Below are 26,984 nucleotides of genomic sequence, written 5' to 3'. Positions count from 1 at the left end.
ATGCCCGAGCACGATGACCGCCAGCCGGCGCGATGTCCTGCGCGCGGACGCGTCACGACCACCCGGCTCTCGGGGGCGCCGGGCATGCAGGAGGCGTCCGGTGCCATGCGCTTCGTCGACGTCGACCCGGACCGCTTTTCCATGACCATCGACGCCGTGGCGCTCGGCGACTATGTCGTCCATCGGAACCTCGTCGGCCCCGGCACCTTCGACGTCGTCGACGCCGCCGGAGCGGAGGAGCCGGTCGCGATGATCATCCTCCTCACCGACGGTTCGGTGAGTCTGATCCACGGACGGCAAGAACTCGACCTGCATCCCGGTGGTGGCGCGCTCGCCGTGTCGGAAGAGGTCTACCGCACGACCGTCGATGAGCAGGCCACCTACCTGTACGTCTTCGTCCCCCTGCGCGCGCTGCGTCGCCTGGGCATCACGCCGACGCCGTTCGGGGCGCTCGCCCCGTCGCCGCTGCTGCGCGCGAGCGCGGCCTTCCTCGAGGAGGTCGTCTCGAGCTTCGAACCGATCGGTGGTGCCGCGCAGGTGCGCCTGTGTCGCGTGATCGACACGATGCTCGCCACCCTGTACGCCGAGAACGACCTCTTCCAGGCGGACGCGGACGCCGGACGCGTCCCGATCCGGTTGCGGATCATGGAGCACATCGCCGTCTCGTTCGCGGAACGCGAGCTGCGCCCGGAGACGCTCGCCCGCCGTTTCAACATGTCGACCCGCTCCCTGCAGCGCGTGTTCGAGGGCTCTGGTACGAGCGCGGCCGGCGAGATCGCCGAACGCCGACTCCAGCTCGCCCTGGCGCTCCTCTCCGACCCCGACCACCGGGCGCTGTCGATCGCGGAGGTCGCAGCCCGCTGCGGATACCACTCGCAAGCGCACCTCCGCCGGGCCGTCGTGGCGCACACCGGGTTCAGCCCGACCCAGGTGCGGGAGCAGGCGACGACAGGCGGCTCCTGAGCGACGCCGGTCCGTCCGTGACGCCGGCGGTCAGCTCGCCGAACGCCGGGCGCGACGCGGAGCCGTCAGCCACGGCCGGAGCATCCTCGTGACGAGCGGCAGGAGCCAGTAGGTCATGATCGGCGTCAGGATGAGCGTCGAGATGAGGACGTGCAGGAAGACGCCGAGCGGTTCCCACCCGGGCACCAGGCTCGTCACCAGGAGCGTGAAGACGAGGTTCAGGGGGAAGAACCCCAACCAGATGCTCACCGCCTGCTTCCACCGCGGGGGCGCGGGCGGCACGGGGTCGGGATCGTTCGAGCGTTCGGCTTCGTCGACGCGCAGGATGCCCTCCGGCGCGTCGAACCACCCCTCGATCCCGCTGCGTCGCTCCACCCGCGACTGCTCCATGAACTCCCGCCCGCTCGACAACCACCAGGCGCGCTCCTTCGACTCCTCCCAGTCGGTGAGGGTCTGTTCGTCGGCGAAGCGGTAGAGCATGTACCAGACGTCGCTCTCGGCGCCCGCGCGCACCCAGCCGGAGCCGAGGAAGCCGGGGTAGCGGTTGGCGAGGTTGATGCCCGCCTGCACCCAGATGGTGGCCTCGGAGATCGACGCCGGGTTGACGCGTCGCTCGATCGAGACGGTGATGGGATCGTGTTCCATCCCTCCAGTAGACCGCACTCGTGTTTCGATCTCGTGTCCCGGCCCCGCGCCGTAGAGTCGAGGCATGGCGACTCCTGACTTCGTACTGGCCCTCCGCGAGCGGATCGGTCACGCGCCGCTCTGGTTGACGGGGGTGACCGCGGTCGTCCTCCGCGGCCTCGGGACGCCTGAGGCAGAGGTGCTGCTCGTCCGACGGGCCGACAACGGGGCCTGGACGCCCGTCACCGGGATCATCGACCCGGGGGAGGAACCGGCGGTCGCCGCCGAACGCGAGGTGCTCGAGGAGGCCGCGGTGGTCGCCGTCGCCGAGCGGTTGTCGCAGGTGCAGGTGCTCCCGCAGAACGTCTACGAGAACGGCGACATCACCCAGTACATCGACCTCGTGTTCCGCTGCCGGTACGAGTCGGGTGAGCCCTACCCGGCGGACGGCGAGAACTCCGAGGCGCGGTGGTTCCCGCTCGATGCGCTGCCGGCCGAGGTCTCGCAGAACTTCCGCACCCGGATCGCCCTCGCGGCCTCCGACACCCCCGAGGCCCACTTCGTCCGCTGAGCCGCCGTCGGTCGTTCAGCGTGCGGCGGCGGCGATCGCGTCGGCTGCGCGGACGAGCCCGAGGTGCGACAGCGCCTGCGGGGTGTTGCCGACCTGCCGACCCTCCTGCACGTCGTACTCCTCGGACAGGAGGCCCAGGTCGTTGCGGAACGACAGCAGGCGGTCCATCAGCGTCCGCGCGTCGTCGAGCCGTCCGGACGACGCGTACTGCTGGACGAGCCAGAACGAGCACGCCAGGAACGGGTGCTCCTCGCCCGGGAGCCCGTCGACGCCGCTGGTGGTCCGGTAGCGGAGGAGCAGGCCGTCCTGCAGGAGGTCCTCCTCGATGGCCGCGACCGTCGTGAGCATGCGTGGGTCGTCCGGCGCGACGTAGCCGATCTGCGCGAGGACGAGGAGCGACGCGTCGACCTCCGTCGTCCCGGCGTGCTGCACGTAGCATCCGCGGGCGTGGTCGACGTTCTCGCGTTCGATGGTCTCCCGCAGGGTCTCGCGGAGGGCCTCCCAGCGCTCGACGGGACCGTCGAGGCCGTGTTCCCGGACCGCCCGGACGCCGCGGTCGAGCGCCGCCCAGATCATCGCCCGGGAGTGGGTGAAGTGCTGCTCCTCGCCGCGGACCTCCCAGATCCCGCGGTCCGGGCGGTTCCAGTGCTCCTCCAGCACGCCGAGGAGCGCGCGCTGCAGGCTCCAGGAGAAGTCGTCCTCGGCGAGCCCCACCGAGCGTGCCTCGTCGAGGGCGATCATGACCGAACCGAACACGTCGCCCTGGTACTGCGTGTAGGCGCCGTTGCCGACGCGCACGGGCGCGGCGCCGAGGTACCCGGGCAGGCTGTCGAGCTCCTCCTCGACGAGATGGCGTTCGCCCGCGAGGCCGTACATGATCTGCAGGTCGTTCGGGTCGCCGGCGATCGCGCGCAGCAGCCACCCCCGCCAGTCGTGCGCCTCCTCGGTGAACCCGTGCTGCATGAGGGCTTCGAGGGTCAGCGAGGCGTCGCGCAGCCAGACGTAGCGGTAGTCCCAGTTGCGCACGCCGCCGAACGACTCCGGCAGGCTCGTGGTCGCGGCGGCGACGATGCCGCCGGTGTCCTCGTGCGTGAGGGCCCGCAGCACCAGCAGTGAGCGGACCACCGCCTCCTCGTACTCCGCGGCCGGGTCGCACCGGGTGGCCCAGTCCCGCCACCAATCGGCCGTGTGGTCGATCCGTCGGCCGACGTCGACGGGCTCCGGCACCTCCCGGTGTGAGGGGTACCAGGTGAGCGTCAGGTCGACGGTTTCGCCGGCGGACACCTCGATGGACGCCGAGTGGGTGTGGTCGGAGGCGGTCAGGCGCACCCCGCGGAGGACGACGGCGTCGGGACCCGCCACGGCGACGATGCCGGATCGGTCGGACAGCTGGCGCACCCACGGCACCGCGTCGGCGTACCCGAAGCGGATGCGGACGTCGACATCGACGGTGACGGTGCCGCGGACGCCCTCGATCCGGCGGATGACGTCGGCCCTGCGATCCCCGTGCGGCATGACGTCCGTGACGCGGATCTCGCCGTCGCCCGTCGTCCAGGTGGTCTCGAGGACGAAGGTGTCGTCGAGGTATCGACGGCTCGCCCGGGCGTCCGCGTCGGCCGGGCGGACACTCCACCGGCCGTGGTCCTCGGTGCCGAGCAGGGCTCCGAACATGGACGCGGAGTCGAAGCGGGGGAGGCAGAGCCAGTCGATGCTGCCCTCCGTCGAGACGAGTGCTGCGGTGTGGCAATCACCGATGAGGGCGTAGTCCTCGATGGGGCTGGGCATGTCCCCATGCTGCCACGCCAGGCCGGGAGCGCTTGGGAGCGATGCCCCGTGACTTCTCAGGGTCGATCAGGTAATGTAGCGAAGTCGGCTCTAGACACCGCGTTTGTACCGCGGAGGGTTATGTCAGTCTGGTGGGCCGGTTTCGTCGGAGAGCACTCCGCGAACACACACACGATGTGAACGGTCCCGGCCATTGATCGCCCGGGTATGAGCATGCCGCAGCGCAGCCGAGGTCTCGGATGGCGCTGTGTGAGTCATGCAGGTCGTTCATGCGAACGAGTAATAACCCGGAAAGCAATTTCTCCATGCCCAAGAACAACACCCCCGCCGGCAAACGCCCGGCCAAGAACTTCGATCCCAAGTCCAAGTACGGCGAGAACAAGCGGCCCTTCGGCTCGCGCCCCGGCGCGAAGTCCGGCAGCAAGAGCGAAGGCCACCGCGGCTACCGTCCCGACGCCGGCGGAGCACCGCAGAAGTCCCGCTGGAACGCCGACGAGCGCGCCGAGCGCGCCGAGCGCGCCGCCCGCTTCGAGTCGGAGGAGCGCGGCGACCGTGCACCCCGCGGCGGCGACCGCAACGAGCGTCCGGCCTACAACCGTGGTGGCGACCGCAACGAGCGTCCTGCGTACAACCGTGGCGGCGACCGGAACGAGCGTCCTGCTTACAACCGTGGCGAGCGGACCGAGCGTCCGTCGTACGGCGATCGCAACGAGCGTCCTGCTTACAACCGTGGCGAGCGGACCGAGCGTCCGTCCTACGGTGACCGCAATGAGCGCCCGGCGTACAACCGTGGCGGCGACCGGAACGAGCGCCCGTCCTACAACCGCGGTGAGCGGACCGAGCGTCCGTCGTACGGTGATCGGAACGAGCGTCCCGCGTACAACCGTGGTGAGCGCACGGAGCGTCCGTCGTACGGTGACCGAAACGAGCGCCCGGCGTACAACCGTGGCGGCGACCGGAACGAGCGCCCGTCCTACAACCGTGGCGAGCGCACCGAGCGCCCGTCGTACGGTGACCGGAACGAGCGTCCGTCGTACAACCGTGGTGAGCGGACCGAGCGTCCGTCGTATGGCGACCGGAACGAGCGTCCGTCGTACAACCGTGGTGAGCGGACCGAGCGTCCGTCCTCCGGCGACCGCAACGAGCGTCCGTCGTACAACCGTGGCGAGCGCACGGAGCGTCCGTCCTACGGCGACCGCCCCGCACGCCAGGGAGACCCCCGTCAGGCGAGCCGCACGGACCGCCCCGCACGTTCCTTCGACGACCGTCCGAAGCGCAGCTTCGAGGAGCGTCCCGCACGTTCGTACGACGACCGTCCGAAGCGCAGCTTCGAAGAGCGTCCGGCCCGTTCGTCCGACGACCGCCCCAAGCGTTCGTTCGACGACCGCCCGAAGCGCAGCTTCGACGATCGCGGCACCTCCGACGCGAGCCGCGGCAGCGACTACTACCCGAAGCGCGATGCCGGCTCGTACACGCCCCAGGACGACGTGGTGCTCGAGCGCCTCGAGGCCGACGCCATCCAGGCCGCCGACGTCGAGGGTGTGACCTTCGAGAGCCTCGGCCTCGGTGGCAACATCGTCCGTGCGCTCGCCGAGCTCGGCGCCGCCAGCCCGTTCCCGATCCAGGCGGCGACCATCCCGGACGTCATCGCGGGTCGCGACGTGCTCGGCCGTGGCCGCACCGGCTCCGGCAAGACCATCGCGTTCGGTGCTCCGCTCGTCGAGAAGCTCATGGAGAACGGCGGCGGCAAGAACCGCAAGCCGGGTCGCAAGCCCCGTGCACTGATCCTCGCCCCGACCCGTGAGCTCGCGCTCCAGATCGACCGCACCGTGCAGCCCATCGCGCGCGCCGTCGGCCTGTTCACCACGCAGATCTACGGTGGTGTCCCGCAGGGCCGCCAGGTCGGTGCGCTGCAGCGTGGCGTCGACATCATCGTCGGCACGCCCGGCCGCATCGAGGACCTCATCGAGCAGGGTCGCCTCGACCTCTCGCAGGTCACCGTGACCGTCCTCGACGAGGCCGACCACATGTGCGACCTCGGGTTCCTCGAGCCGGTGCAGCGCATCCTGCGTCGCACCTCGCCCGACGGCCAGAAGCTGCTCTTCTCCGCCACCCTCGACAAGGGCGTCGCAGCCCTCGTCAACGAGTTCCTCCCGAACCCGTCCGTGCACGAGGTCGCAGGCGAGGACCAGGCGTCCTCGACCATCGACCACCGTGTCCTCGTGGTGGAGCACAAGGGCAAGGACCGCCTCATCGAGGAGCTCGTGAACCGCACCGAGAAGACCCTCGTGTTCGCTCGCACCCGTGCGTACGCCGAGCGGCTCGCGGAGCAGCTGGGTATGGCGGGCATCCCCGCCGTCTCGCTCCACGGTGACCTCAACCAGGCGCGCCGCACGCGCAACCTGGAGAAGCTCACCTCCGGTCGGGTCAACGTGCTCGTGGCGACCGACGTCGCCGCCCGCGGCATCCACGTCGACGACATCACGCTCGTCGTCCAGGCCGACGCCCCGGACGAGTACAAGACGTACCTGCACCGCGCCGGTCGCACCGGTCGTGCCGGCAAGATCGGTCGTGTCGTGACGATCATCCCGAAGGCCCGTCGCCGACGGATGACGGAGATGCTCGACCGTGCCGAGATCGAGGCCGCGTTCGACGATGCAGCCCCCGGCGACCAGCTCGTCGAGGACATCGCCACCGCGTAGTCCTCCACGGCAACAGAACGCCCGTCGAGCTCACGCTCGGCGGGCGTTCTGCGTGTCCGGTGGGTCTGCGGTTCTGACCGCCGCCAGGGGACCGCTACCGCGTGAGGGCCGCGCGCTCGTCGTCCCGCGGTGCGAGGACGACGGCGTCGTCGACCCCGTCGAAGGTCCGGACCGGGCGGGTGGAGTCCCACCGCTGCCAGCCGGGGTCGCCGGTCGTCGCGAAGGCGACCCAGGCGTCGTGCATCGCGGTCGCGAGGGACTGCGGTGCGTCGCGACCGGCCATCCGGATCGACTCCGCGGAGTCGATCCGGTCGAACACGAAGCCGATGTCCATCGCGTGCGCGGCTCCGAGCGCCCCGTTGCCGTCTTCGCCGACGGGGCTCCGCCAGGCGAACTCGTACACCCAGGTGTCCGCCCCGGCAGCGGCTCGGGCGTCGGCCACCCGGTTCAGCGGGACGCGCAGCAGGACGTCGGTCGCGATCGCACCGAGGATCTCGCCGGTGGACGCCTTCGGGCGGTTCCGGCGGAACGTGCGGACCGTCGCCGCGGAGATGCCGAGCTTCAAGCGCGCCGCCAGCAGGTGGACGCGCTTGATCGTGGGGAGGAGCCCGGCCGGCACGAGCCACAACCGGTACTCCTCGGTGGTGCTGCCGATCAGGACGGGGATCCCCGCCGCCTGCCCGGCGAGCAGAGCGTCGATCGGGCTGCTCGGGACGAGCGCGGTGTCCGTCGCGAGAGCGAACCCCGCGCCGCCGTTCAGCGGGTTGCCGCCAGCCATGACCCGTTCCTGCGCGGCCACGAGCCCCTCCGGCGGAATGCGCCGGAAGCCGGCGCGGGTGGCCGGTACCCCCAGGTCCTTCGCCATGAGCTTGGTGATGCGGCCGGCGCGCTCACGCGTCTGCGCCTCGAGCGGACCGCTCTGGATGATCGCCCGTCGCATGACCGCGGCGGCGTCCGGGTGGGCGAGGAGCGTCGCGACCGATGCGCCGCCCGCCGACTCGCCGAACACCGTCACCTGGTCGGGGTCGCCGCCGAAGCGGGCGATCTCGTCCTGCACCCACGTCAGGGCGGCCAGCTGGTCCGCGATGCCGAGGTTCAGCGGGACGTCGTCGAGCACCGAGAACCCCTCCGAACCGAGACGGTAGTTGACGGACACGAAGACGACCCCGTCACGGGCGAACGCGGTGCCGTCGTACGAGTCGAGCGCGTTCGAGCCGTGGACGAACGAGCCGCCGTGGATCCACACCATCACCGGGAGCGCCCCGTCCGCAGCCCCGGCCGGTGCCCACACGTTGACGTTCAGGATCTCGTTGCCGGGCACCGAGACGGTGGCGAAGAGTTCGCCGACCGCGCCGGAGTACGGGGCCTGTGGCGCGGTGGCTCCCGGGCGGGTCGCGTCGCGTGGCTCGTCCCACGGTTCGACGGGCTGGGGGAGTCGGAACCGGTCGTCGCCGAACGGCGCAGCCGCGTACGGGATGCCGAGGAACCGGGAGATTCCGGCCTTGGTGCGTCCGGTGACGGGGCCGCTCCCCGTGTGCACGGTGACGGGTGTCGATCCGTTCGTCGGCAGGGTCTCGTCGCCGGTCGGTTCCAGCGCAGGCTCGATGCTCATTCGGGTCCGTTCGTCGATGCTCGGGTGACCAACTGTATCGACGGCGCTCGCAGGCGTGCCTGTGCATCGGGCGAGAGGCGGTGCGCGAGACTGGATCGATGCAGATCCGTCCGTTCACCCGATCCGACACCGACGCCGTCATCGCCCTCTGGCACGAGGTCGGCCTCACCCGACCCTGGAACGACCCCGCGGCGGACATCGAGCGCAAGCTGACGACGCAGCCCGAGCTGTTCCTCGTCGCTGAGGAGGCCGGCGCCGTGATCGGGACGGCGATGGTCGGGTACGACGGCCACCGCGGGTGGGTGCACTACCTCGCGGTCTCGCCGGAGCAGCAGGGCGGCGGCCTCGGACGCGTCCTCATGGAGGAGGCCGAGCGTCTGCTCATCGAGCTCGGGTGCCCGAAGATCAACCTCATGGTCCGCACGGGCAACGACCGGGTGATCGGGTTCTATGAGGCGCTCGGGTACGGCACCGACGAGGTCGCCCTCCTCAGCAAGCGACTCATCCCCGACGTCTGACGTCGGTTCGTTCGCCCATGTTCGGGCGAATGGGCGTTCGCTCGCCCGAACATGGGCGAATGAACGGCTCAGAACAGGGTCGGTTGGACCTGGAGGCCGGTGGTGACGAACTCCGGTGCGCGCTTGCGCAGTTCGGCCCGCTCCCCGTACCCGTCGCGCAGCATGCCGAGCGCCGACGAGCGGACACCCCCGGTGGCCGGGTCCTCGGTTCCTCGCTCGAGCCCGTGGTCGCGGATCATCGGCCGGATGCGGGCCGCGAGCCACTTCCGGTACTCCTTCGGGGCGTAGACGCCGTCGGCGTACATCGAGGTGTACCGGTCGACGAGCTCCGGGTGCTCCTTCGACAGCCACTGCATGAACCACGGCTTGACGCCGGCCTTCAGGTACAGCGTCGAGAAGAGGACCGTGCTCGCGCCGGCCTCACGGATGCGCGACAGGGCGAGGTCGAGGTGCTCGACGGTGTCCGTGAGGTACGGGAGGATCGGCATCATGAACACCCCGACGTCGAACCCGAGATCGCTCGCTGCGCGGACGGTCGCGAGTCGGGCCGCCGCCGTCGGGGTGCCGGGTTCGATCGACTGCTGCAGCTCGTCGTCGAAGATGGCGATCGACATGGCGAGGTCGACGGGCACGCGCTGGGCGACCTCGGCGAGCAGCGGCAGGTCGCGCCGGAGCAGCGTGCCCTTCGTGAGGATGGAGAACGGCGTCCCCGAGTCGGCCAGGGCGTTGATGATCCCCGGCATGAGCCGGTACTTCCCCTCGGCTCGCTGATACGGGTCGGTGTTCGTCCCGAGCGCCACCGGGTGTCGCCCCCAACTCGCCTTCGCGAGCTCCTTCTGGAGCACCTCGGCGACGTTCACCTTCACGATGAGCTGCGAGTCGAAGTCCTTCCCCGCATCGAGATCCAGATAGCCATGGCTCGGCCGGGCGAAGCAGTACACGCAGGCATGCGAGCATCCTCGGTAGGGGTTGATCGTCCACCCGAACGGCATCACCGACTGTCCGGGAACCCGGTTGAGGGCTGATTTCGCGAGCACCTCGTGGAAGGTGATCCCGGCGAACTCCGGCGTCTGGACGCTGCGCACGAGGTTGTTCAACTTGGCGAGGCCGGGCAGCGCCGACGTCGCTTCGACTCCGAGTTCCTGTCCGCTCCACCGCATGCATCCATTAGAACATACGTTCGATCATCCGACATCGCCCGAGACGATGAGAGACTGACATCGATGACCATCCACACGGCACGGACGACACTCGAACCCATCTCCCCGGCGCTTGCCCGACGGATCGTCGAACGTGACGAGCGGGAGGGCGACGCCTGGCATCCGGAGTATCCGCTCGCCGACGAACTGGGTCCACTCCGAGGTCACGCCGCATCGACCGATCACGATCCGGTGTTCACGCTCTACCTCGTCCGCGACGCCGCGGGACTGGCCGTCGGAGGGTTCGGCTTCTTCGGCCCGCCTGACAGCACCGGTGCGGTCGAATTCGGCTACGGCCTCATCCCGGCGGCCCGTGGCGTCGGGCTGGCGACGGAGGTCGTCGTCGCGGCCCTCGCCGCCGCGAGAGCGCACGGCGCGTCACGGGCGATCGCCGACACCGACGTCGCGAACACCGCCTCGCAGCGCGTCCTCCTGAAGGCGGGCCTCGCCGAGGTGCGGCGCTCCGGCTCGACGGTCTGCTTCGCCGGTGAGCTCCGCCCCTGAGTGCCGGGCCGTCGACGGGATGGCCCCGCCAGGGTGCTCAGTGGTTCACCCGCGCGTGACCGGGCCAGGGCCGGCGGTGAGACTCCACCAGACGATGGTGGCGCTCACGAGCCAGAAGAGGATCATGAAGATCCAGTCGCGCGTGCGGAACGGGACACGGTACCGTTCCGTCCGCGTCCGATGGGCCCCGAAGGCGCGCGAGTCCATGGCGAGGGCGACCCGCTCCGCGTGCCGGATCGCCCCGGCGAGCAGCGGTACGACGTACCCGCCGGTGCGGCGGACGGCGGCGATCGGACCGCGCCCCTCGGCCATCCCGCGAACCCGGTGCGCCGAACGGATGACCTCGAGTTCATGGCCGAACCGCGGCACGAACCGGTAGGCCGCGAGCGCCGTGTACCCGATCCGGTACGGCACGTGCAGTTGCTGGATCATCGCGCGGACCACGTCCGGTCCGGTGGAGGTGAGCCCGCCGATCAGGGCCAGCACGAGCAGGCTCGCCAGCCGCAGTGCCGTCGCGAGTCCGACGAGCAGCGCCCCGAGGAAGAAGCGGTAGTCGCCGATCTGGAACAGGAGGACGGACTGGTCGACCTTGCCCGGGTCGGTCCACAGGCCGAAGCTGAACGACATGATCCCGACGACGACCGGGAGCCCGACGAACAGGAGGAGCGCGACCGGTCTCGTCAGTCGAGCACCGATGAGGATGATCACGACGGCGAGGGCGATGCAGAGCGTCGGTGTCAGGAGGTCCCTCGTGAACGCGAGCACCGCCATCACCGGAAGGGGTGCACCGAGCTTCGCGAGCGGGTTCAAGCGGTACAGGAACCGGTTCGCCGGGTGCGTCTCGTTCGTCGCGTACGGGTCGATCGACGTCGTGCTCACGGGAGGTCCGTCCCCGGCAGATCGGCGAGCCGCGAGAGATGCCGCCACTCGGGGTGGTGTTCCAACGCGCGCATGGCTCTCGCGAGCGGCGGCGGACGCAGGCCGGCCCGCTGGATGAGGTCGTCGTCGGCGAGGACGGCGCCGGTCGGGCCATGGGCCAGGAGCCGCCCGTCGGCCATCACCGCGACGTGGGTGGCGTGGTCCGCGACGAGCTGGAGGTCGTGGGTCACGACGATGACCGTCGTGCCCTGGGTGTTGAGCTCGGCGAGGAGGTCGAGGAGTTCGTTCGCCCGCGCGCGGTCCTGCCCGAACGTCGGCTCGTCGAGCGCGAGCACCGGGGCTCCGGCGATGAGCGCGCTCCCGACGGACAACCGCCGCTTCTGACCGCCCGACAGGAGGAACGGGTGCACCTCACGCGCCGACTCGAGCCCGAAGCGGCGCAGCAGCTCGGTGACGCGACGCTCGACCTCCGGCTCGTCGACGCCCCGGATCCGCAGGCCGTGCGCGAGCTCGTCGTGGACGGTGTGGGTGATGAACTGGTGCTCGGGGTTCTGGAAGACGAACCCGATCTGCGCGGCGACCGTGCGCACGTCGCTCCGGCCGGGGTCGACCCCGCCGACGTCGATGCGGCCTCGAGGGGGTTGGACGACGCCCGCGATCGCTTGGAGCAGGGTCGTCTTGCCGGCGCCGTTCGTGCCGATGACGGCGAGGAAGTCGCCGGTGTCGACCTCGAGGCTCACCTCGTGCAGGATCCGCGTCCGGTGTCGCCCCCTCCCGCGCTCGACGCTGAGGCGGTCGACACGCACGGCGACGGGCCGGTCGGCGCCGATGTGTGCCGCGACGGCGGTCGGGGGTGCCGGGAGCTCGATCGCGTCGAGGGCGTCGGTCAGCTCGTCGGGTGTCAGGGGGAGGCTCGGCAGGAGGACACCCGCCTCCTGCAGGCGCAGCGCGGCGAGGGTGGCGACCGGCAGCCAGACGCCCATCTCGAGGAGCTCCGTGACATGGCCGACGAGGACCTCGCGGGTCGGCCCGTCGAACCGGAGACGGCCGTCGCGGTCGAGGACGACGACGCGGTCGACGAGGTCGATGGCGGCGTCGAGGTTGTGCTCGACGAGCAGGATCGCGTGGTCACCCCGGGAACCGTCCAGCGCGGAGACGAGGGACCGGAGGGCGGCGTAGACCTCCTCGATGCCCGCCGGATCGAGGTTGGCCGTCGGTTCGTCGAGGACGAGCAGCTCGCCACCCATGGCCAGGGCGCAGGCGATGGCGAGGCGCTGCCGGCCGCCGCCCGAGAGGCGGTCGGGGTTCTCGGTCCGCCGTTCCCAGAGCCCGACCTGCCGCAGCGCGCGCTCGGCTCTGGCCAGGACGTCCTCGACGGGGAGCAGGAGGTTCTCCGGTCCGAAGCACACCTCGTCGAGCACCGAACCGGTGACGATCTGCGCGTCCGGATCCTGGAAGACCATCGAGACGTGCTCGCTCAGCTGGGCGACGGTCGCATCCACGGTGTCGAGGCCGGCGGTGACCACGGTGCCCTCGAGTTCGGCCGGGAGCGCGTGGGGGATGAGGCCGTTGAGGGCGAGGGCGAGCGTCGACTTCCCGGACCCGCTCGGTCCGAGGAGGAGCACCACCTCGCCCGGCGCGATCCCGAACGAGACGTCGTCCGGGGTCCACAGCTCCCGGTCGTCATGACGGATGCGCACCCGTCGGACCAGGGTGGCGGGCTGCGCCGGTGGAGCGACGTCCACTCAGGCCCGCGTGTCGACGGATCCGCGGCCGCGCTGCACCGGCTTGGCGATGGACCGCCCGACCCCTGCCCTGGCGAGCGCTGCGGCCACGCCGCGTCCGGCCGCGGTGAACGCGATCGGGCTGAGCACGAACAGGGCGATGTAGACGGCCTGTGCGACCGGGGTGAAGTGGTCGATGCCCAGGACGACGAGCACCGAGGCGGCGAACACGATCCCGGCGATCCCGGCGGCGAGATAGAAGACCCACGAACGCCACACGCGGTACCGGGACACGGCGAAGGGGATCTCCTGGAGGAGGCCGATGGCGAGGCCGGTGCCGAAGTAGCGGAAGAACCACTGCGGGCTGAACGCCGCGGAGACGAGGCCGGCGGTGAGGCCGGTCATGAGCGCCACGCCGCCTCGGCGCAGCAGTGCCTGTGCAACGACGCCCGGCAGGAAGTAGACACCGATGATGAGGCCGTAGAGCACCGGCGCGGTGGCGGAGATCGTGCCCCCGACGTACCCGGAGACGACGAAGACGAGGCCGCCCCCGACGCCGATCGCGGCGCAGGTCAGCAGCAGTCGCGTACTCAGACGTTGCATGAGCCCACCTTCACGAGCAGCCGATCTCCTGAGGACAGCCTATCCTCCCTTGGCCGGGCGGACGGCCGACGGATGTGGTCCGGATCGGGATGGTGAGCACCGTCCGGGAGGGATCAGATCGACCGCCGACGCGGGGTCAGCCGGACGTTCGGCAGCGGCGGGGCCGGGATGCGCTCGACCCCGTGACCGGCCACCGAGCCGAACCTCGGCGAACCGGCCTCCCAGTCCGCCCGCGCGGTCTCGATGTCCTCGTGGCTCCGACCGACGAAGTTCCACCACATGACGAGTTCCTCGGGGAACGGTGTCCCGCCGAGGAGGACGAATCGGGCACCGCTGCCACTGTTGAGGCTGAGGTGGTCGCGACCCGGCTCGAGGTAGAGCAGCGGACCGGAGGTGAGGTCGATGCCGTCCACCTCGAGCGCACCGTCGATCACGAGGACACCGTGCTCGAAGGCGGGGTCGACCGGCAGGGTCACCGCTGCACCGGGGTCGAGGACGACGTCGGCGCCGAGGAGCGGCGAGTGCACGGTCGCGGTGGACGTCGCGCCACCGAGCGTGCCGATGAGGACCGTCGCGCGGAGACCGGTTGCGGTGTGGACGGGCAGGTCCCGGTGCTGCTCGAACGCCGCCGGGACCGAGGAGGCATGCTCGGGGAGGGCGACCCAGAGCTGGAGGCCGTGCATCTCGTCCTCCTCCTCGCCGACGGAGAACTCGGAGTGGGAGACCCCGAGACCGCTCGTCATGAGGTTCAACTCACCCGGGCGGACGACCACGTCGCTGCCGACGCTGTCCCGGTGCCGGATGTCGCCGGCCAGCGGCCAGGTCACGGTCTGCAGGCCGGTGTGCGGGTGCGGCAGGACCCGCATCCGCGCGCGGTCCTCGTCGAAGCGGTCGAGGAAGCACCAGGCGCCGATCATCGGCAGCTCGCGCTGGGGGAGGGTGCGGTGGACGCTCAGGCCTCGGACGCCGCCGAGGGGGACCTCACGTGCCTCGAGCAGCCGCGTGCCCGAGCTGTCGGGCGCGTGGCAGACGCTGGGTACCGGATCGGCGTCGAGTCTCGTCATGAGCGCCTCCTTATCACGGCCAACGCTACTCCGCTCGGTCTGCCGCGGTCCTCGCCGACGTGCTTGACTGGGCGACGGGGCCGCTCCGGTCCCGTCGCTCCCGAGATTGGGGATCCCATGGGCCTGTTCGACAAGCACGACGGTACGCCCGAGCCGCTCGCACGAGGGCTCTGGCACGACCGCATCGGCACGTTCGCGACCCGGAGTGTCCAGACGCTCGCCATCGTCGCCGTCGCCGCGCTGATCGTCTTCGCGCTGACCCAGCTCTCCCTCGTGATGATCCCCGTCGTCATCGCCCTCATCCTCGCGTCCGCGATCTACCCGCTCATGCGGTGGATGCGGTCGAAGGGCCTCCCGTCGATCCTCGCCACCTGGATCGCCCTCGTCTCGATCCTCGTCGTCCTCGGCGGCATCGGCTGGCTCATCGTCTGGGCCGTCCGCAGCCAGTGGGACGACCTCGTCGACTCCGCCTCGAAGGGCTTCGGGCAGCTGCAGGACTGGCTCGGCACCCTGCCGTTCGACATCGACGAGAAGCAGATCGAGGACGCCAAGCAGACCGCGGTCGACTTCCTCACCTCGAGCCAGTTCGGCAGCGGGGCGCTCGCCGGGGTCTCGGCGACGGCGAGCTTCCTCACCGGGCTCGTCCTCATGATCGTCGTGCTGTTCTTCTTCCTCAAGGACGGGCCGCGGCTCTGGGAGTTCCTGCTCCGCCCCTTCACCGGGGCCGCGTACGACCGTGCCAAGCGCGTCGGCGGCAAGACGGTCGACACGCTCGGCGGCTATGTGCGCGGTACCGCGACGATCGCGGCCGTCGATGCGCTCGGCATCGGCATCGGCCTCGCGATCATCGGCGTCCCGCTCGCGCTGCCGCTCAGCGTCATCGTGTTCCTCACCGCCTTCATCCCGATCGTCGGCGCGACCGCCGCCGGCATCCTCGCGGCGCTCGTCGCGCTCGTGGCCAACGGTCCGGTCGCCGCGCTCATCGTCGTCGGTGTGGTCGTCCTCGTGAACCAGCTCGAGGGCAACTTCCTGCAGCCCGTCGTCATGGCGCGTTCGCTCAAGCTGCACGCCCTCGTCGTCCTGCTCGCGTTGACGGCCGGCACCATCCTCGGCGGCATCGTCGGAGCGGTCCTCGCGGTCCCGATCGCCGCGGTCGCCTGGGGCATCGTCGGCGTCTGGAACGGTCCGGACCAGCCGGCGGAACCGATGCGGCAGAAGCGCCCGGAGTCGGTCTGAGTCGAGCGGTCGCCGGCGCACCCGGAGTCGCCGGATAGCATGTGAGCGTGGACACCCACGACCTCCTCGGCCTCGTGTTCGAGGTCTTCACCTGGATCGGCTTCGGATGCGCCGTCGTCGTGCTCCTCGCCATGCTCATCGCCAGGGCGGCGGACGGCAGCTGGGTCGAGACGCACGGCGTCATCGTCGACGGACCGGTCGATCCTGAGCGCCCCGAGGGAACGGCCGGCCGGGAGGTCCGCTGGATGACGGAGGCCGCGGAGCTGTATTCCCGTCCCGTCTCCGACGCGGAGTTCGACGCGCTCCGCGACCCGGAGGAACCGAACGTCTTCTACGCCCGGCGCGAGCCGTCCCGTGCACGGTTCACGCGGAGCGCCGACCACGCGAAGGCGCTCCGGCTGCTGTTCTGGGTGAGCTTCGGCATCGGCGTGGCCTGCTCCGTCGCGTCGATCGTCCTGCTGTTCGTGGCCGACGCGGCCTGAGCGCGACCATCGCTCGGGTAGTCTGGGAGTCCGAGCGTCGACACCTGGTCCGCTCGTTCTCCCGGAGGCCTGGCATGACGGAACGGTGGGCTCGAGTCGCCCGCGGCACCGCCGCAGCGGCCTTCGCCACCTTCGCCGCCGCGCTCTCGCACACGATCGGCGGGGCCGCGGCACCGTCCGCGTTCGTGCTCCTCGTCGGCGGCACGTTCGCCGTCCTCGTCTGCGTGCTGCTCGCCGGCCGACGCATCACCGTTCCGGGGATCGTCGCCTCCGTGCTCGTGAGCCAGCTCGGCTACCACGCGCTCTTCACCCTCGTCCCGAGCACCGTCAGCGCGACGGTGGCCTCGGGCGGCGGATCCGGTGCCGGCTCGTGGCACCGGCACCAGGTCGTCGAGCTGGCGACCGGCGGAGGCATCACCATGCACAGCCACGGCGCCACCGCCATGTGGGTGGCCCACCTCGTCGCCGCCGTCGCCACGATCACGGCCATCCTCTTCGCCGAACGCGCGACCCGCGCCGCGCTCTCGGCGCTCACGGTCCGGGTGCTCGCACGTCGCGCCGCCCCGGTCCACCTCGTCCCGGCGCCTCGGCGGGTGCAGTGGGTCCGCGTCAACGAGCGCCCGCGCAACCTCGGCGTCGTCCTGCTCCACCTCCGTCACCGCGGTCCTCCGGCGTTCGCCACCGCCTGACCGCCGCGCCACCGTCCGACACGGACGGGTGCTGTGCGCGGCGTGGTCGGCCATCCGCATCGCAGTACCCACCGGCGCGCCCGCCCAGGCGTCGCCCCATCCGTCTCCGCAGGCTCGACGCCGCGGAGCAGTCGACAGGACATCATGAACGCAACGACCCCCCGCCCCACCTTCCGCAAGCCCGCCGCCCTCGGTGCGATCGCCATCGGCGCCGGAGCACTCCTCGCCGTGGGAGCGCCGCTCGCCGCCAGCGCCCACGTGAGCGTCACGCCCACCTCGACCGCCGCCGGTTCCTACACGGTGCTGAGCTTCGCCGTCGGTCACGGCTGCGACGGTTCGCCCACCACGAGCCTCTCCTTCGAGATCCCCGAGGAGATCAACGCCGTGACGCCGACGGTCAACCCGAACTGGACCATCGACAAGCAGATGGCCCCGCTCGCGAAGCCCATCACCGACAGCCACGGCGAGCAGCTCGCCGAACGCGTCGGCACCGTCGTCTACACGGCCAAGACGCCGCTCGCCGACGGCTACCGCGACACCGTCTCCTTCCAGGTCCAGCTGCCGGCCGACGCGGAGGGGAAGACCCTCGTGTTCCCGGTGACGCAGACGTGTGAGGTCGGCCAGACCGACTGGACCGACGTCGCGAAGGACGGCCAGACCGAGGACGACCTCGAGTCGCCCGCACCGGTCGTCGTCGTCACGGCCGCCGAGGCCGGCGACGACCACGGTGGGGCAGCCATGGACGACGACGGCGACGGTGACCACACCGAGGCCGCTGCGGCCTCCGACGCCGGCACCACCGATGTGCTGGGACGCGTGCTCGGCATCGCCGGGCTCGTCGTCGGCGCCGCCGGCATCGTGATCGCCGCGTCCGCGCGTCGCGCGGCGTCCGACGCGAAGCGCCAGGCCTGATGACGACGGCCCGTCGCCGCCGCCTCGTCGGCTCCGTCGCCACCGCGTTCCTCGCGGCGGCGGCGGTGTTCGCCATGGCTGGTCCGGCTGCAGCGCACAACAGCATCGTCTCGACGAGCCCCGCCGAGGGATCGACGGTCACCGAGCAGCCGGAGCAGGTCGTCATCACGACGAACGACAATTTGCTCGACCTCGGCGAGGCGGGTCAGTCCAATCAGATCCAGGTGACGGGGCCCGGCGACGAGCAGCTCCAGTACGGCACGGCGTGTGCCGCGGTCAACGGGCCGGCGCTCGTCATGCCGGTGCAGCTCGGCGAGGCCGGGGAGTACACGGTCGTGTGGCAACTCGTGTCGACGGACGGGCATCCGTTGTCGGGGAGCTACACCTTCCAGTGGGCACCGGCCGAGGGTCAGGAGCTCGCCGCCGGCAGCTCGGAGCCGGCGTGCGCGACGAGCGGTGCCTCGTCCGTCGGGCCGTCGTCGGCTGCGGGTGGCGCAGGTGATGGCGACACCGCCACACCGGCCACCGGTGGTCTGAGCGGCGACGTCTGGTGGGTGGTCGGCGCGATCGGTGTCGTCCTCGTGGCCGGCATCGGCGTGCTCCTCGTGACCCGTCGCAAGCCGGAGCCGGACGCCCCTACCTCGGTGTCGGGCGGTTCCGGCTCGGACGGTCCTCCCACCTCCTGATCGTCCTCCGGACGACGACGGCCCCGCCGGCATCCACTGCCGGCGGGGCCGTCGTCGTCCGGCTCAGGAGTGCTCGCGGTCCTCGCCCGACCGCTCGTCCTGCCGGTTGATGCGCGCCAGGCGGGCGTTGTAGTCACCGAGCTCGGCGTCACCGTCGCGCTCCGCCCGGCGGTCGTACCGTTTCGCGGCGCGCTCGTCACTCTGGACCCACTGCGAGACGACGATGAGCGCGACGAGCACCGCCGGCACCTCCCCGACGCTCCAGGCGATGCCACCGCCGACGCCCTGGTCGGCGAGGAGCGCGGCGGTGTCGGTGTACCCGAGGGCCGTCCACCAGTCGGCGGCGAGCACGGTCGAGCTCGACATGATCGCCAGGCCGAAGAAGGCGTGGAACGCCAGGGTCGCGAGCAGCAGGATGAGCCGGAACGGGAACGCGGGCCGGTTCGGACCGGGGTCGACGCCGATCAGCACCCAGAAGAACAGGTACCCGGTGGCGAGGAAGTGCACGGTCATGAGGACGTGACCCTGGTGCGCGATCATCGCCCACTCGAACCAGCCGGTGTAGTAGAACACCACGAGACTGCCGGCGAACAGGACGCCCGCGACGGCGGGCTTCGACAGGAGGCTCAGGTAGCGGGAGTGCACGACGGCGAGGATCCACTCGCGGAGCCCCCGCCCACCGTCCGTCCGGGCCGGCAGGGTCCGGAGGGCGAGGAGGACCGGGCCGCCGAGCACGAGGAGCGGCGGCACGATCATCATGAGCGCCATGTGCTGCAGCATGTGGGTGCTGAAGTGGATCTGGCCGTAGGCGGCGAGGCCACCACTCGTGGCGTACAGCAGTGCGACGCAGCCGAGCAGCCAGGCGACCAGCCGGGTCACCGGCCACGCGTCACCGCGCCGTCTGAGCCGCAGGAACGCCCACAGGTACCAGCCGGCGCCGACGGCCGCGATCCCGGCCCACATCCAGTCCACGTGCCACTCGGTGAACATCCGGAGTGGCGTCACGGGCGGTGGGTACTCGAACCCGAGGAGGCGTCGTCGGACGTCGTCGGCGACGGGCTCCTGCGACACCGGCGGTTGGCTGCGGGACAGCGCGACGGAGACGCCCATCGTCACGGCCATGACGACGACCTCGCCGACCGCGAGGCGGATGAAGGCCCTCGGGTCACCACCTGGACGCAGCAGCCGGGGGATGAGGCGACGTCGGTGCCAGACGCCTGCGCAACCGAGGAGCACGAGCGCGACCGTCTTGGCAACGATGAGCAGCCCGTAGGGGGTCAGCAGGTCGGACGGTCCCGCCAGCCGCAGTGAGGCGTTCACGACACCGGAGAAGGCCACCGCCCCGAACGCCCAACCGGCCAGCACCGAGTAGCGCGCGACCACGACCCCGATCTCGTTTCCGACGGCCCGGCGCAACAGGATCACCGCGACGAGGCCGCCCGCCCAGGCGGTGACGCCGATGAGGTGGACGGCGAGCGAGTTCACCGCGTTGCCGTGTTCGTCGGAGCCGGCTGCGTGTCCGGACAGTGAGAGCGGCAGGAGTGCGAAGACCGCGATGGCGTTCGCCGCGGCGACCCAGGCGAGACGGCGCGCGAGCACCACGATGCAGCCGACGAGGAGGACGCACCCGAGCGAGCCGAGGAGCGTCTGACCGAGTTCGAGTTGCGTCGCGTAGAAGAGGAAGGTGTTGGCGAAGGTGGGCGACGACACGGGGACGCCGATGGAGTTCGCCGCGGTGAACACGAGGACCGCGATACCGGCGGCCAACCAGACGGCCGACGACCAGGCGGCCCAGCGGACGGCCTTGGCCTGCGAGAACGAGACGATGCCGGGCACGATGCGTTGCCCCGGCAGGAGGAACGTCGCGGCGGTCAGCAGCCCGATCGTCACCGCCGCCGCCGCATCGTGGACCACGCGCGCGATCGGGAGCCCCCTCGTGACCACGACACCGGGGTCGGAGAGCAGGGTCCCGGTCGAGAACGCCCCGGTGCCGACGAGCGCGAGCAGGGTGACGGCGACGGCGACCGGCACGGATGCGAGCATGATCGCCTCCGGTGCCCGGATCGGAGCCAGTCCGGGGGAGCGGTTCGGCGCGACCGCGAGGTCGTCGTCCGGTGGGGAGGAGGTGCGGGGTTCGGCCACGGTGGTGGCTCCTTTCCTGCGGGTCGGCGCGCTCGTCCCTCGGGACGCGTCGCCGCTGCAGCACTGGCCGCTCGACGGGTCGGCGGGGACCGTGGTCGAGCGACGGGAATGGGGAGACGGGTCGTGCGGCGCTCCGGATGTCGGAGCGCGGTGGGACGACCCGCGGTGTGGGGCGGTCGACGGGGACCGATGGGGTCCGGCCGGCCGCGTGCTCAGCGGATGGTCGCGAGCGGCGGACCGCGCAGGGCGGTCGTCTCGGGGTGGAAGCCGAGCGGGTGCGCCAGGCGGGGTTCGATCGCCGTCTCGACGCGCGTCGGGCGCGTCGGCGGCGTGTCCGTCAGCGCTCTGCGGATGAGGCGGACGAGGACGAACTCCCGCACGCCCGCGAGGGCCGCGAGGAGCGAGCCCGCGCGCTGGAAGGCGGCGATGGTCACGAGACCGGCGGCGAGGTGGGCGGACCACATGCCCACATCGGTGTGGTGGCTCGCGGTCGCGCCGGTGACGAGGTCGACCGTTGCGGCGGACCCGTGCGTGCCGTGCGCCATGGCTCCCGGGTGCTGAGCCGTTCGCGGTGCGGTGCCGAGTACGAACAGGGTGTGGAACAGGACCTGGCTGACGACGACCGAGAGCGTGGTCCGCAGGAGGGTCAGGCGCCGACCGGCGAGGAGGACGCAGGCCGCCGTGGAGAGGACGAGTGGGGCGACGACACCGAGCGCACCCGGGACCTGGCCCCCGCCGGCGACGTGCGACAGCAGGGCGACGAAGGTCGCGAACACCGCCGCGCTCGACCCGCGCAGGACGCGGTCGGAGCGGTCTGACGGCATGGGTCCATTCTCACAGACGCGCGTCCGCTCGGCGTCGCAGACGATCGGCCCCGGACACGACGAAGCAGCCCCGCCATCCGGTGCGGATGACGGGGCTGCGGGTGTCGCTGGTGATGCGTGCGGGTGAACCCGCGGTCGGCTACTTGGCCGGCGGCATCAGGACCGAGTCGATGAGGTACACGGTCGCGTTGGCGGTCTTGACGCCACCGCAGATGACCTTGGCACCGTTGACGGTGATGTTGTCACCCGAGCCCTCGACCTTGACGGTTCCACCCTCGACGGTGGTCTGGTCACCATCGATGTCCGACGGCGCGATCTGGCCGGGGATGACGTGGTAGGTGAGGATCGACGTCAGCGTCGCAGCGCCCTCAGGCGTCTTGAGGCTGTCGATCGTGGCGGCGTCGATCTTCTTGAAGGCGTCGTCGACCGGAGCGAAGACGGTGAACTCGGAGCCGTTCAGCGTGTCGACGAGGTTGACGTCGGGGTTCAGCTGGCCGGAGACCGCAGCGGTGAGCGTGGTCAGCAGTGGGTTGTTCGATGCGGCGACGGCGACCGGGTCGGCCGACATGCCGGCGACGGATCCTGCACCGTCCGGGACGGCGTCAGCGTAGGCGGCGCAGCCCGAGCCGACGAGGTCCGCTGCCGGGTCGGCAGCCATGGACTCGGTGGGTGCGGAGCTGGGCTCCATGGAGGAGCCGCTGTCCGAGCTGGAGCCGCTGGAACAGGCTGCGAGGCCGAAGGTTGCGACGGCGGCGAGTGCGAGCACTGCCATGTGGTTCCGCTTGATGGTACGCATGTGATTCTCCTTTGATGAGGTTTGGACCGGCTGTTCGAGTGCCTCTCAGAACCGGCCCTCGATGACACTTCGGAGCCCCCACAGGGGTGGTTTGGAAAAAGTTCGGATCCGGCCTCGACGACCCTCCGGCATTAAGAGGGACGAACTTTCCGTCCGGAACGCTGTGGAGGCTCGCGCGGCGATGTCGGCTGTGGCGGCTACGATCGACGGATGAGCTGGAGCACCGAACCCGACTGGATCCCGGACGACGCGGACGCTCCCGACGACTTCGACGCACCGCCGCCCGACGACGCCTACCTCGGCGGCGGGGTCAGCTGGGGCGCGGCGCCGTCCACGGCCGCTCCGGCTGCCCCGCGCACGGCGACCCCGGCCGTCACGCGCGCCGCAGGCCAGAAGTTCGCCACAGCGCAGGAGGCCCTGCACACCGTCTTCGGGTACGACGCGTTCCGCGGGGAGCAGCAGCAGATCATCGAGCAGGTGGCCGGCGGTGGCGACGCGGTGGTCCTCATGCCGACGGGTGGCGGCAAGAGCCTCTGCTACCAGATCCCCGCACTGCTCCGGCCGGGCACGGGCATCGTCGTGTCACCGCTCATCGCGCTCATGCAGGACCAGGTCGACGCGCTCCTCGCGGTCGGCGTCCGTGCCGCCTTCCTCAACTCCACGCAGGATCCCGCGGAGCGTTCCCGGGTCGAGCAGGCCTATCTCTCCGGCGAGCTCGACCTCCTCTACGTCGCGCCCGAGCGGCTGAGCTCCGAGGCCACCCGCCGCTTCCTCGGGCAGGGCACCATCGCGCTCCTCGCCATCGACGAAGCGCACTGTGTGTCGCAGTGGGGGCACGACTTCCGCCCCGACTACCTCATGCTCGGCGAGCTGGCCGAACGCTGGCCCGACGTCCCGCGGATCGCCCTCACTGCGACCGCCACCGACGCGACGCACCAGGAGATCACCCAGCGCCTCCACCTGGGCGAGGCGAAGCACTTCGTCTCGAGCTTCGACCGCCCGAACATCCAGTACCGCATCGTGGGCAAGAACGAGGTCCGCAAGCAGCTCGTCGCGTTCGTGAAGGAGCAGCCGGCCGGCACCGCCGGGATCGTGTACTGCCTGAGCCGCAAGACGGTCGAGCAGACGGCCCAGCTCCTGCGCGACAACGGGGTGGACGCCGTCGCGTACCACGCCGGCCTCGACGCCTCGGTCCGCGCGGCCGCGCAGTCCCGCTTCCTCCGCGAGGACGGGGTCGTGGTCGTCGCGACCATCGCGTTCGGCATGGGCATCGACAAGCCGGACGTCCGGTTCGTCGCCCACGTCGACCTCCCGAAGAGCGTCGAGGGGTACTACCAGGAGACAGGGCGCGCGGGCCGCGACGGCGAGCCGTCCATCGCCTGGCTCGCGTACGGCCTCCAGGACGTCGTGCAGCAGCGCCGCATGATCGCGGAGTCGCCGGGCGACCTCGCCCACCAGCGCAACCTGAGCGCGCACCTCGACGCCATGCTCGCGCTCTGCGAGACGGTCGACTGCCGCCGGGTCAACCTGCTGCGGTACTTCGGCCAGCCGTCGACCCCGTGTGGCAATTGCGACACCTGCCTCGAACCGCCGGTCACCTGGGACGGCACCGTCCCGGCGCAGAAGCTCCTCTCCACGATCGTGCGCCTGAAGCGCGAACGGAATCAGTCGTTCGGTGCCGGCCAGATCATCGACATCCTCCGGGGCAAGCGGACCGACCGGGTCGCCCAGCAGCGGCACGACGAGCTCGCGACCTTCGGCATCGGCGAAGACCTCAGCGACCAGGAGTGGCGTGGGGTCGTCCGCCAACTCCTCGCACGCGACCTCCTGGCCACCGTCGGCGAGTACGGCACGCTCGGCCTCACCGAGGGGAGCGCGGAAGTGCTCGCCGGGAGCCGGCCGGTCGCCATGCGGCGCGAGCCGGAACGCGCTGCCCGGTCCTCGTCGCGGTCGTCCTCCCGCTCGTCGGGTGCGAATGCGGAGCTGGAACCGGCCGCCGCCGAGCTCTTCCAGGCGCTCCGGACGTGGCGCGCGGGCGTCGCGAAGGAGCAGGGCGTCCCGGCGTACATCGTCTTCGGTGACGCCACGCTGCGGGCGGTCGCGACGGCCAAACCCACCTCGCTCGGCGAGCTCGACGGCATCAGCGGCATCGGTGCGAAGAAGCTCGACGCCTATGGAGCGGCGCTCGTCGAGGTCGTGTCCGCGAACAGCTGAGCCACGGCCTGGGAGCTTCCTGCGACAGCTGTGGGGCATGACCAACACGGTCCGCCACGATCGGGCGGCCCCTTGTCCACATCCCACAGGTGCTTTCAGGCTTCGTTATGACAGTCCTACCATTGTGGGAGGTTTTCATGGGTGAAAGGCAGGGCACAGGGATGGTCGACACAGCGATCCGGACGAGCGTCAGCGGTACGACGGCAGCGACGGTCGAGGTGGCGCCGTCGGATGCGCGGCTCGACGTCCCGGCGCTCGCCCGCCAGCTCCTCGGGTCCTGGCCGGAGGCACGTCTCGCCTCCCGCGCGCTCGCCGCCCGCCCCGAGATGCAACGCATCGAGGGGCAGTCGATGGACGACCACCGCGACCGCGTGTTCCACCAGCTGAAGCTGCTCGTCGAGAACGGTCAGGTGCTCAAGGCCTTCCCGACGCGCCTCGGCGGTGCCGACGACCACGGCGGGAACATCGCCGGGTTCGAGGAGCTCGTGCTCGCCGACCCGTCGCTCCAGATCAAGTCCGGCGTGCAGTGGGGACTCTTCGGCGCCGCGATCCTGCACCTCGGCACCGAGCGGCACCACGACGCGTTCCTGCCAGGGGCGATGAACCTCGACGTCCCCGGCGCCTTCGCGATGACCGAGTCCGGCCACGGCTCCGACGTGGCGTCGATCGCCACGACGGCGACGTACGACCCCGAGACGCAGGAGTTCGTCATCGACACCCCGTTCCGGGCGGCCTGGAAGGACTACCTCGGCAACGCGGCCGTCCACGGGAAGGCGGCGACGCTGTTCGCCCAGCTCATCACGAACGGCGTGAACCACGGCGTCCACTGCTTCTACGTCCCCATCCGCGACGACGAGGGTGACTTCCTGCCCGGGATCGGCGGCGAGGACGACGGGCTGAAGGGTGGCCTGAACGGCATCGACAACGGTCGACTGCACTTCACCGGGGTTCGTGTCCCGCGAACCAACCTGCTCAACCGCTACGGGGACGTCGCCGAGGACGGCACGTACTCCTCGCCGATCGCGAGCCCCGGGCGTCGGTTCTTCACCATGCTCGGAACGCTCGTCCAGGGTCGGGTGTCGCTCGACGGCGCCGCGACGTCCGCCTCCGCCCTCGCGCTGCAGATCGCGATCACCTACGGCAGCGAGCGCCGCCAGTTCAACGCGGGCAGCGACACGCAGGAAGAGGTCATCCTCGACTACCAGCGCCACCAGCGCCGGCTCCTGCCTCGCCTCGCGACGACGTACGCGCAGATCTTCGCCCACGACCGGCTGCTCATGAAGTTCGACGAGGTCTTCAGTGGCAAGGCGGACTCCGACGAGGACCGCCAGGACCTCGAGACGCTCGCGGCCGCGCTCAAGCCCCTGTCGACCTGGCACGCGCTCGACACCCTGCAGGAGGCTCGGGAAGCGTGCGGCGGGAACGGCTTCCTCGCCGAGAACCGCCTCACGGGTCTGCGTGCGGACCTTGACGTCTACGCCACGTTCGAGGGCGACAACAACGTGCTCCTGCAGCTCGTCGCCAAGCGTCTCCTCACCGACTACAGCCGGAAGTTCGCGAAGGTCGACGCCGGGGCGCTCGCGCGGTACGTGGTCGAGCAGGCGACCGACCGCGCCGTGCACAACAGTGGGCTGCGGAGCCTCGCGCAGACGGTGAAGGACTTCGGGTCCACCGCGCGTTCGGTGAGCCAGCTCCGCGACACGAACGTGCAGCGTGAGCTGCTCACGGAGCGGGTCGAGTCGATGATCGCCGAGGTCGCGACCAAGCTGCGCGGTGCCAACAAGCTGTCGAAGCAGGCCGCGTCCGACCTCTTCAACGCGCACCAGAACGAGCTCATCGAGGCGGCACGGGCGCACGGTGAACTGCTGCAGTGGGAGGCGTTCACCGAGGGTGTCGAGCAGATCGAGGACCCGGGCACGAAGCAGGTCATGACCTGGGTGCACGACCTCTTCGGGCTCTCGCTCATCGAGAAGCACCTGGCCTGGTACCTCATCCACGGTCGGCTCTCGCCGCAGCGTGGTCAGGCCGTCAGCGCCTACGTCGACCGCCTCATCGCGCGGCTCCGTCCGCACGCCCTCGACCTGGTCGAGGCCTTCGGGTTCGCTCCCGAGCATGTGCGGGCGCCCATCGCGACCGGCCAGGAGGCGCAGCGCCAGCAGGAGGCCGCCGACTACTTCGCCGCGCGTCGAGCCTCGGGTGATGCTCCGGTCGATGAGAAGACGCTCTCCAAGAAGCAGCGCTGATCAGCGGTATCC

General features: G+C 70.8%; 23 protein-coding genes. 12 read left to right on the top strand and 11 right to left on the bottom strand.

Annotation, left to right across the window (positions count from 1 at the left end; all coding sequences use genetic code 11):
• Entirely contained in the window at positions 1-963 is a 963-nt protein-coding gene (locus ASF68_RS07080; protein ID WP_162239345.1) for an AraC family transcriptional regulator, read from the top strand.
• 30 nt (positions 964-993) lie between these two features.
• Here ASF68_RS07080 and ASF68_RS07075 read toward each other — a convergent pair whose 3' ends face one another.
• Positions 994-1,608: a hypothetical protein gene (locus ASF68_RS07075; RefSeq protein WP_056008645.1), complete on the bottom strand. Its 615-nt coding sequence runs from the start codon at positions 1,606-1,608 to the stop codon at positions 994-996.
• A gap of 64 nt (positions 1,609-1,672) precedes the next feature.
• On the opposite strand from ASF68_RS07075, the gene ASF68_RS07070 reads away from it, so the two are divergent.
• Entirely contained in the window at positions 1,673-2,158 is a 486-nt protein-coding gene (locus ASF68_RS07070; protein WP_056008642.1) for an NUDIX domain-containing protein, read from the top strand.
• Between the two features lie 15 nt (positions 2,159-2,173).
• On the opposite strand, the gene ASF68_RS07065 is transcribed toward ASF68_RS07070, so the two are convergent.
• A complete protein-coding gene (locus ASF68_RS07065; protein ID WP_255357330.1) occupies positions 2,174-3,964 on the bottom strand; it encodes a glycoside hydrolase family 15 protein in 1,791 nt (596 codons plus the stop codon).
• A gap of 284 nt (positions 3,965-4,248) precedes the next feature.
• Here ASF68_RS07065 and ASF68_RS07060 point away from each other — a divergent pair, with 284 nt between their 5' ends.
• Positions 4,249-6,645: a DEAD/DEAH box helicase gene (locus tag ASF68_RS07060; protein WP_056008632.1), complete on the top strand. Its 2,397-nt coding sequence runs from the start codon at positions 4,249-4,251 to the stop codon at positions 6,643-6,645.
• A gap of 94 nt (positions 6,646-6,739) precedes the next feature.
• On the opposite strand, the gene ASF68_RS07055 is transcribed toward ASF68_RS07060, so the two are convergent.
• Positions 6,740-8,257, bottom strand: coding sequence for a carboxylesterase/lipase family protein (locus ASF68_RS07055; protein WP_082498518.1), 1,518 nt, complete (start codon positions 8,255-8,257; stop codon positions 6,740-6,742).
• Positions 8,258-8,355: 98 nt separating this feature from the next.
• Between ASF68_RS07055 and ASF68_RS07050 the strand changes: the two genes are divergently transcribed.
• The gene (locus ASF68_RS07050; RefSeq protein WP_056008629.1) at positions 8,356-8,775 is read left to right on the top strand and encodes a GNAT family acetyltransferase; all 420 of its coding nucleotides are present in this window, start codon (positions 8,356-8,358) and stop codon (positions 8,773-8,775) included.
• Positions 8,776-8,843: 68 nt separating this feature from the next.
• Here the strand turns inward: ASF68_RS07050 and ASF68_RS07045 are convergent, their stop codons facing one another.
• Positions 8,844-9,935, bottom strand: a complete 1,092-nt coding sequence (locus ASF68_RS07045) for an Rv2578c family radical SAM protein (RefSeq protein ID WP_056008626.1) — start codon at positions 9,933-9,935, stop codon at positions 8,844-8,846.
• 63 nt (positions 9,936-9,998) lie between these two features.
• Between ASF68_RS07045 and ASF68_RS07040 the strand changes: the two genes are divergently transcribed.
• Complete coding sequence (locus ASF68_RS07040; RefSeq protein WP_056008623.1) at positions 9,999-10,478, top strand: GNAT family N-acetyltransferase; 480 nt, start codon at positions 9,999-10,001, stop codon at positions 10,476-10,478.
• 45 nt (positions 10,479-10,523) lie between these two features.
• Here the strand turns inward: ASF68_RS07040 and ASF68_RS07035 are convergent, their stop codons facing one another.
• The 4 genes from ASF68_RS07035 to ASF68_RS07020 all read right to left on the bottom strand — a co-directional run bounded on the left by ASF68_RS07035 (position 10,524) and on the right by ASF68_RS07020 (position 14,748).
• Positions 10,524-11,357, bottom strand: a complete 834-nt coding sequence (locus ASF68_RS07035; RefSeq protein WP_082498517.1) for an energy-coupling factor transporter transmembrane component T — start codon at positions 11,355-11,357, stop codon at positions 10,524-10,526.
• The gene (locus ASF68_RS07030) at positions 11,354-13,057 is read right to left on the bottom strand and encodes an ABC transporter ATP-binding protein (protein ID WP_369796428.1); all 1,704 of its coding nucleotides are present in this window, start codon (positions 13,055-13,057) and stop codon (positions 11,354-11,356) included. The genes ASF68_RS07035 and ASF68_RS07030 overlap by 4 nt, the downstream gene beginning before the upstream one ends.
• 45 nt (positions 13,058-13,102) lie before the next feature.
• Positions 13,103-13,684 (bottom strand): ECF transporter S component, encoded by a 582-nt coding sequence (locus ASF68_RS07025; RefSeq protein ID WP_056008617.1) that lies wholly within the window; start codon positions 13,682-13,684, stop codon positions 13,103-13,105.
• Between the two features lie 113 nt (positions 13,685-13,797).
• On the bottom strand, positions 13,798-14,748 hold the full coding sequence (locus ASF68_RS07020) for a pirin family protein (RefSeq protein ID WP_056008614.1): 951 nt from the start codon (positions 14,746-14,748) through the stop codon (positions 13,798-13,800).
• 117 nt (positions 14,749-14,865) lie between these two features.
• Between ASF68_RS07020 and ASF68_RS07015 the strand changes: the two genes are divergently transcribed.
• The 5 genes from ASF68_RS07015 to ASF68_RS06995 all read left to right on the top strand — a co-directional run bounded on the left by ASF68_RS07015 (position 14,866) and on the right by ASF68_RS06995 (position 18,753).
• Positions 14,866-15,984 (top strand): AI-2E family transporter, encoded by a 1,119-nt coding sequence (locus ASF68_RS07015; RefSeq protein ID WP_056008611.1) that lies wholly within the window; start codon positions 14,866-14,868, stop codon positions 15,982-15,984.
• 47 nt (positions 15,985-16,031) lie between these two features.
• Complete coding sequence (locus tag ASF68_RS07010; RefSeq protein WP_157580241.1) at positions 16,032-16,466, top strand: hypothetical protein; 435 nt, start codon at positions 16,032-16,034, stop codon at positions 16,464-16,466.
• 74 nt (positions 16,467-16,540) lie between these two features.
• Positions 16,541-17,155: a hypothetical protein gene (locus tag ASF68_RS07005; RefSeq protein WP_056008605.1), complete on the top strand. Its 615-nt coding sequence runs from the start codon at positions 16,541-16,543 to the stop codon at positions 17,153-17,155.
• A gap of 144 nt (positions 17,156-17,299) precedes the next feature.
• On the top strand, positions 17,300-18,067 hold the full coding sequence (locus tag ASF68_RS07000) for a YcnI family protein (protein WP_056008602.1): 768 nt from the start codon (positions 17,300-17,302) through the stop codon (positions 18,065-18,067).
• Complete coding sequence (locus tag ASF68_RS06995) at positions 18,067-18,753, top strand: copper resistance protein CopC (protein ID WP_056008599.1); 687 nt, start codon at positions 18,067-18,069, stop codon at positions 18,751-18,753. The genes ASF68_RS07000 and ASF68_RS06995 overlap by 1 nt, the downstream gene beginning before the upstream one ends.
• A gap of 63 nt (positions 18,754-18,816) precedes the next feature.
• Here ASF68_RS06995 and ASF68_RS06990 read toward each other — a convergent pair whose 3' ends face one another.
• The 3 genes from ASF68_RS06990 to ASF68_RS06980 all read right to left on the bottom strand — a co-directional run bounded on the left by ASF68_RS06990 (position 18,817) and on the right by ASF68_RS06980 (position 22,515).
• The gene (locus ASF68_RS06990) at positions 18,817-20,895 is read right to left on the bottom strand and encodes a cytochrome c oxidase assembly protein (protein ID WP_056008596.1); all 2,079 of its coding nucleotides are present in this window, start codon (positions 20,893-20,895) and stop codon (positions 18,817-18,819) included.
• A gap of 212 nt (positions 20,896-21,107) precedes the next feature.
• Complete coding sequence (locus tag ASF68_RS06985) at positions 21,108-21,719, bottom strand: hypothetical protein (RefSeq protein ID WP_056008593.1); 612 nt, start codon at positions 21,717-21,719, stop codon at positions 21,108-21,110.
• Positions 21,720-21,858: 139 nt separating this feature from the next.
• Positions 21,859-22,515 (bottom strand): fasciclin domain-containing protein, encoded by a 657-nt coding sequence (locus tag ASF68_RS06980; protein ID WP_056008590.1) that lies wholly within the window; start codon positions 22,513-22,515, stop codon positions 21,859-21,861.
• Positions 22,516-22,725: 210 nt separating this feature from the next.
• Between ASF68_RS06980 and recQ the strand changes: the two genes are divergently transcribed.
• On the top strand, positions 22,726-24,729 hold the full coding sequence (gene recQ / locus ASF68_RS06975; RefSeq protein WP_056008587.1) for a DNA helicase RecQ: 2,004 nt from the start codon (positions 22,726-22,728) through the stop codon (positions 24,727-24,729).
• Positions 24,730-24,890: 161 nt separating this feature from the next.
• The gene (locus ASF68_RS06970) at positions 24,891-26,972 is read left to right on the top strand and encodes an acyl-CoA dehydrogenase (RefSeq protein WP_056008584.1); all 2,082 of its coding nucleotides are present in this window, start codon (positions 24,891-24,893) and stop codon (positions 26,970-26,972) included.
• The last annotated feature ends 12 nt before the right edge of the window (positions 26,973-26,984 follow it).

Source organism: Plantibacter sp. Leaf314 (assembly GCF_001423185.1).
GTDB lineage: Bacteria > Actinomycetota > Actinomycetes > Actinomycetales > Microbacteriaceae > Plantibacter.
This window is presented reverse-complemented; position numbering and strand designations above follow the sequence as displayed.

Coding starts and splice junctions, on each gene's coding strand:
- ASF68_RS06995 (WP_056008599.1), top strand. CDS start 18,067: ATGACGACGGCCCGTCGCCGCCGCCTCGTCGGCTCCGTCGCCACCGCG.
- ASF68_RS07040 (WP_056008623.1), top strand. CDS start 9,999: ATGACCATCCACACGGCACGGACGACACTCGAACCCATCTCCCCGGCG.
- ASF68_RS07000 (WP_056008602.1), top strand. CDS start 17,300: ATGAACGCAACGACCCCCCGCCCCACCTTCCGCAAGCCCGCCGCCCTC.
- ASF68_RS07005 (WP_056008605.1), top strand. CDS start 16,541: ATGACGGAACGGTGGGCTCGAGTCGCCCGCGGCACCGCCGCAGCGGCC.
- ASF68_RS07060 (WP_056008632.1), top strand. CDS start 4,249: ATGCCCAAGAACAACACCCCCGCCGGCAAACGCCCGGCCAAGAACTTC.
- ASF68_RS07050 (WP_056008629.1), top strand. CDS start 8,356: ATGCAGATCCGTCCGTTCACCCGATCCGACACCGACGCCGTCATCGCC.
- ASF68_RS06970 (WP_056008584.1), top strand. CDS start 24,891: ATGGTCGACACAGCGATCCGGACGAGCGTCAGCGGTACGACGGCAGCG.
- ASF68_RS07045 (WP_056008626.1), bottom strand. CDS start 9,935: ATGCGGTGGAGCGGACAGGAACTCGGAGTCGAAGCGACGTCGGCGCTG.
- ASF68_RS07015 (WP_056008611.1), top strand. CDS start 14,866: ATGGGCCTGTTCGACAAGCACGACGGTACGCCCGAGCCGCTCGCACGA.
- ASF68_RS07055 (WP_082498518.1), bottom strand. CDS start 8,257: ATGAGCATCGAGCCTGCGCTGGAACCGACCGGCGACGAGACCCTGCCG.
- ASF68_RS06980 (WP_056008590.1), bottom strand. CDS start 22,515: ATGCGTACCATCAAGCGGAACCACATGGCAGTGCTCGCACTCGCCGCC.
- ASF68_RS07070 (WP_056008642.1), top strand. CDS start 1,673: ATGGCGACTCCTGACTTCGTACTGGCCCTCCGCGAGCGGATCGGTCAC.
- ASF68_RS07075 (WP_056008645.1), bottom strand. CDS start 1,608: ATGGAACACGATCCCATCACCGTCTCGATCGAGCGACGCGTCAACCCG.
- ASF68_RS07020 (WP_056008614.1), bottom strand. CDS start 14,748: ATGACGAGACTCGACGCCGATCCGGTACCCAGCGTCTGCCACGCGCCC.
- ASF68_RS06985 (WP_056008593.1), bottom strand. CDS start 21,719: ATGCCGTCAGACCGCTCCGACCGCGTCCTGCGCGGGTCGAGCGCGGCG.
- recQ (WP_056008587.1), top strand. CDS start 22,726: ATGAGCTGGAGCACCGAACCCGACTGGATCCCGGACGACGCGGACGCT.
- ASF68_RS07080 (WP_162239345.1), top strand. CDS start 1: ATGCCCGAGCACGATGACCGCCAGCCGGCGCGATGTCCTGCGCGCGGA.
- ASF68_RS07025 (WP_056008617.1), bottom strand. CDS start 13,684: ATGCAACGTCTGAGTACGCGACTGCTGCTGACCTGCGCCGCGATCGGC.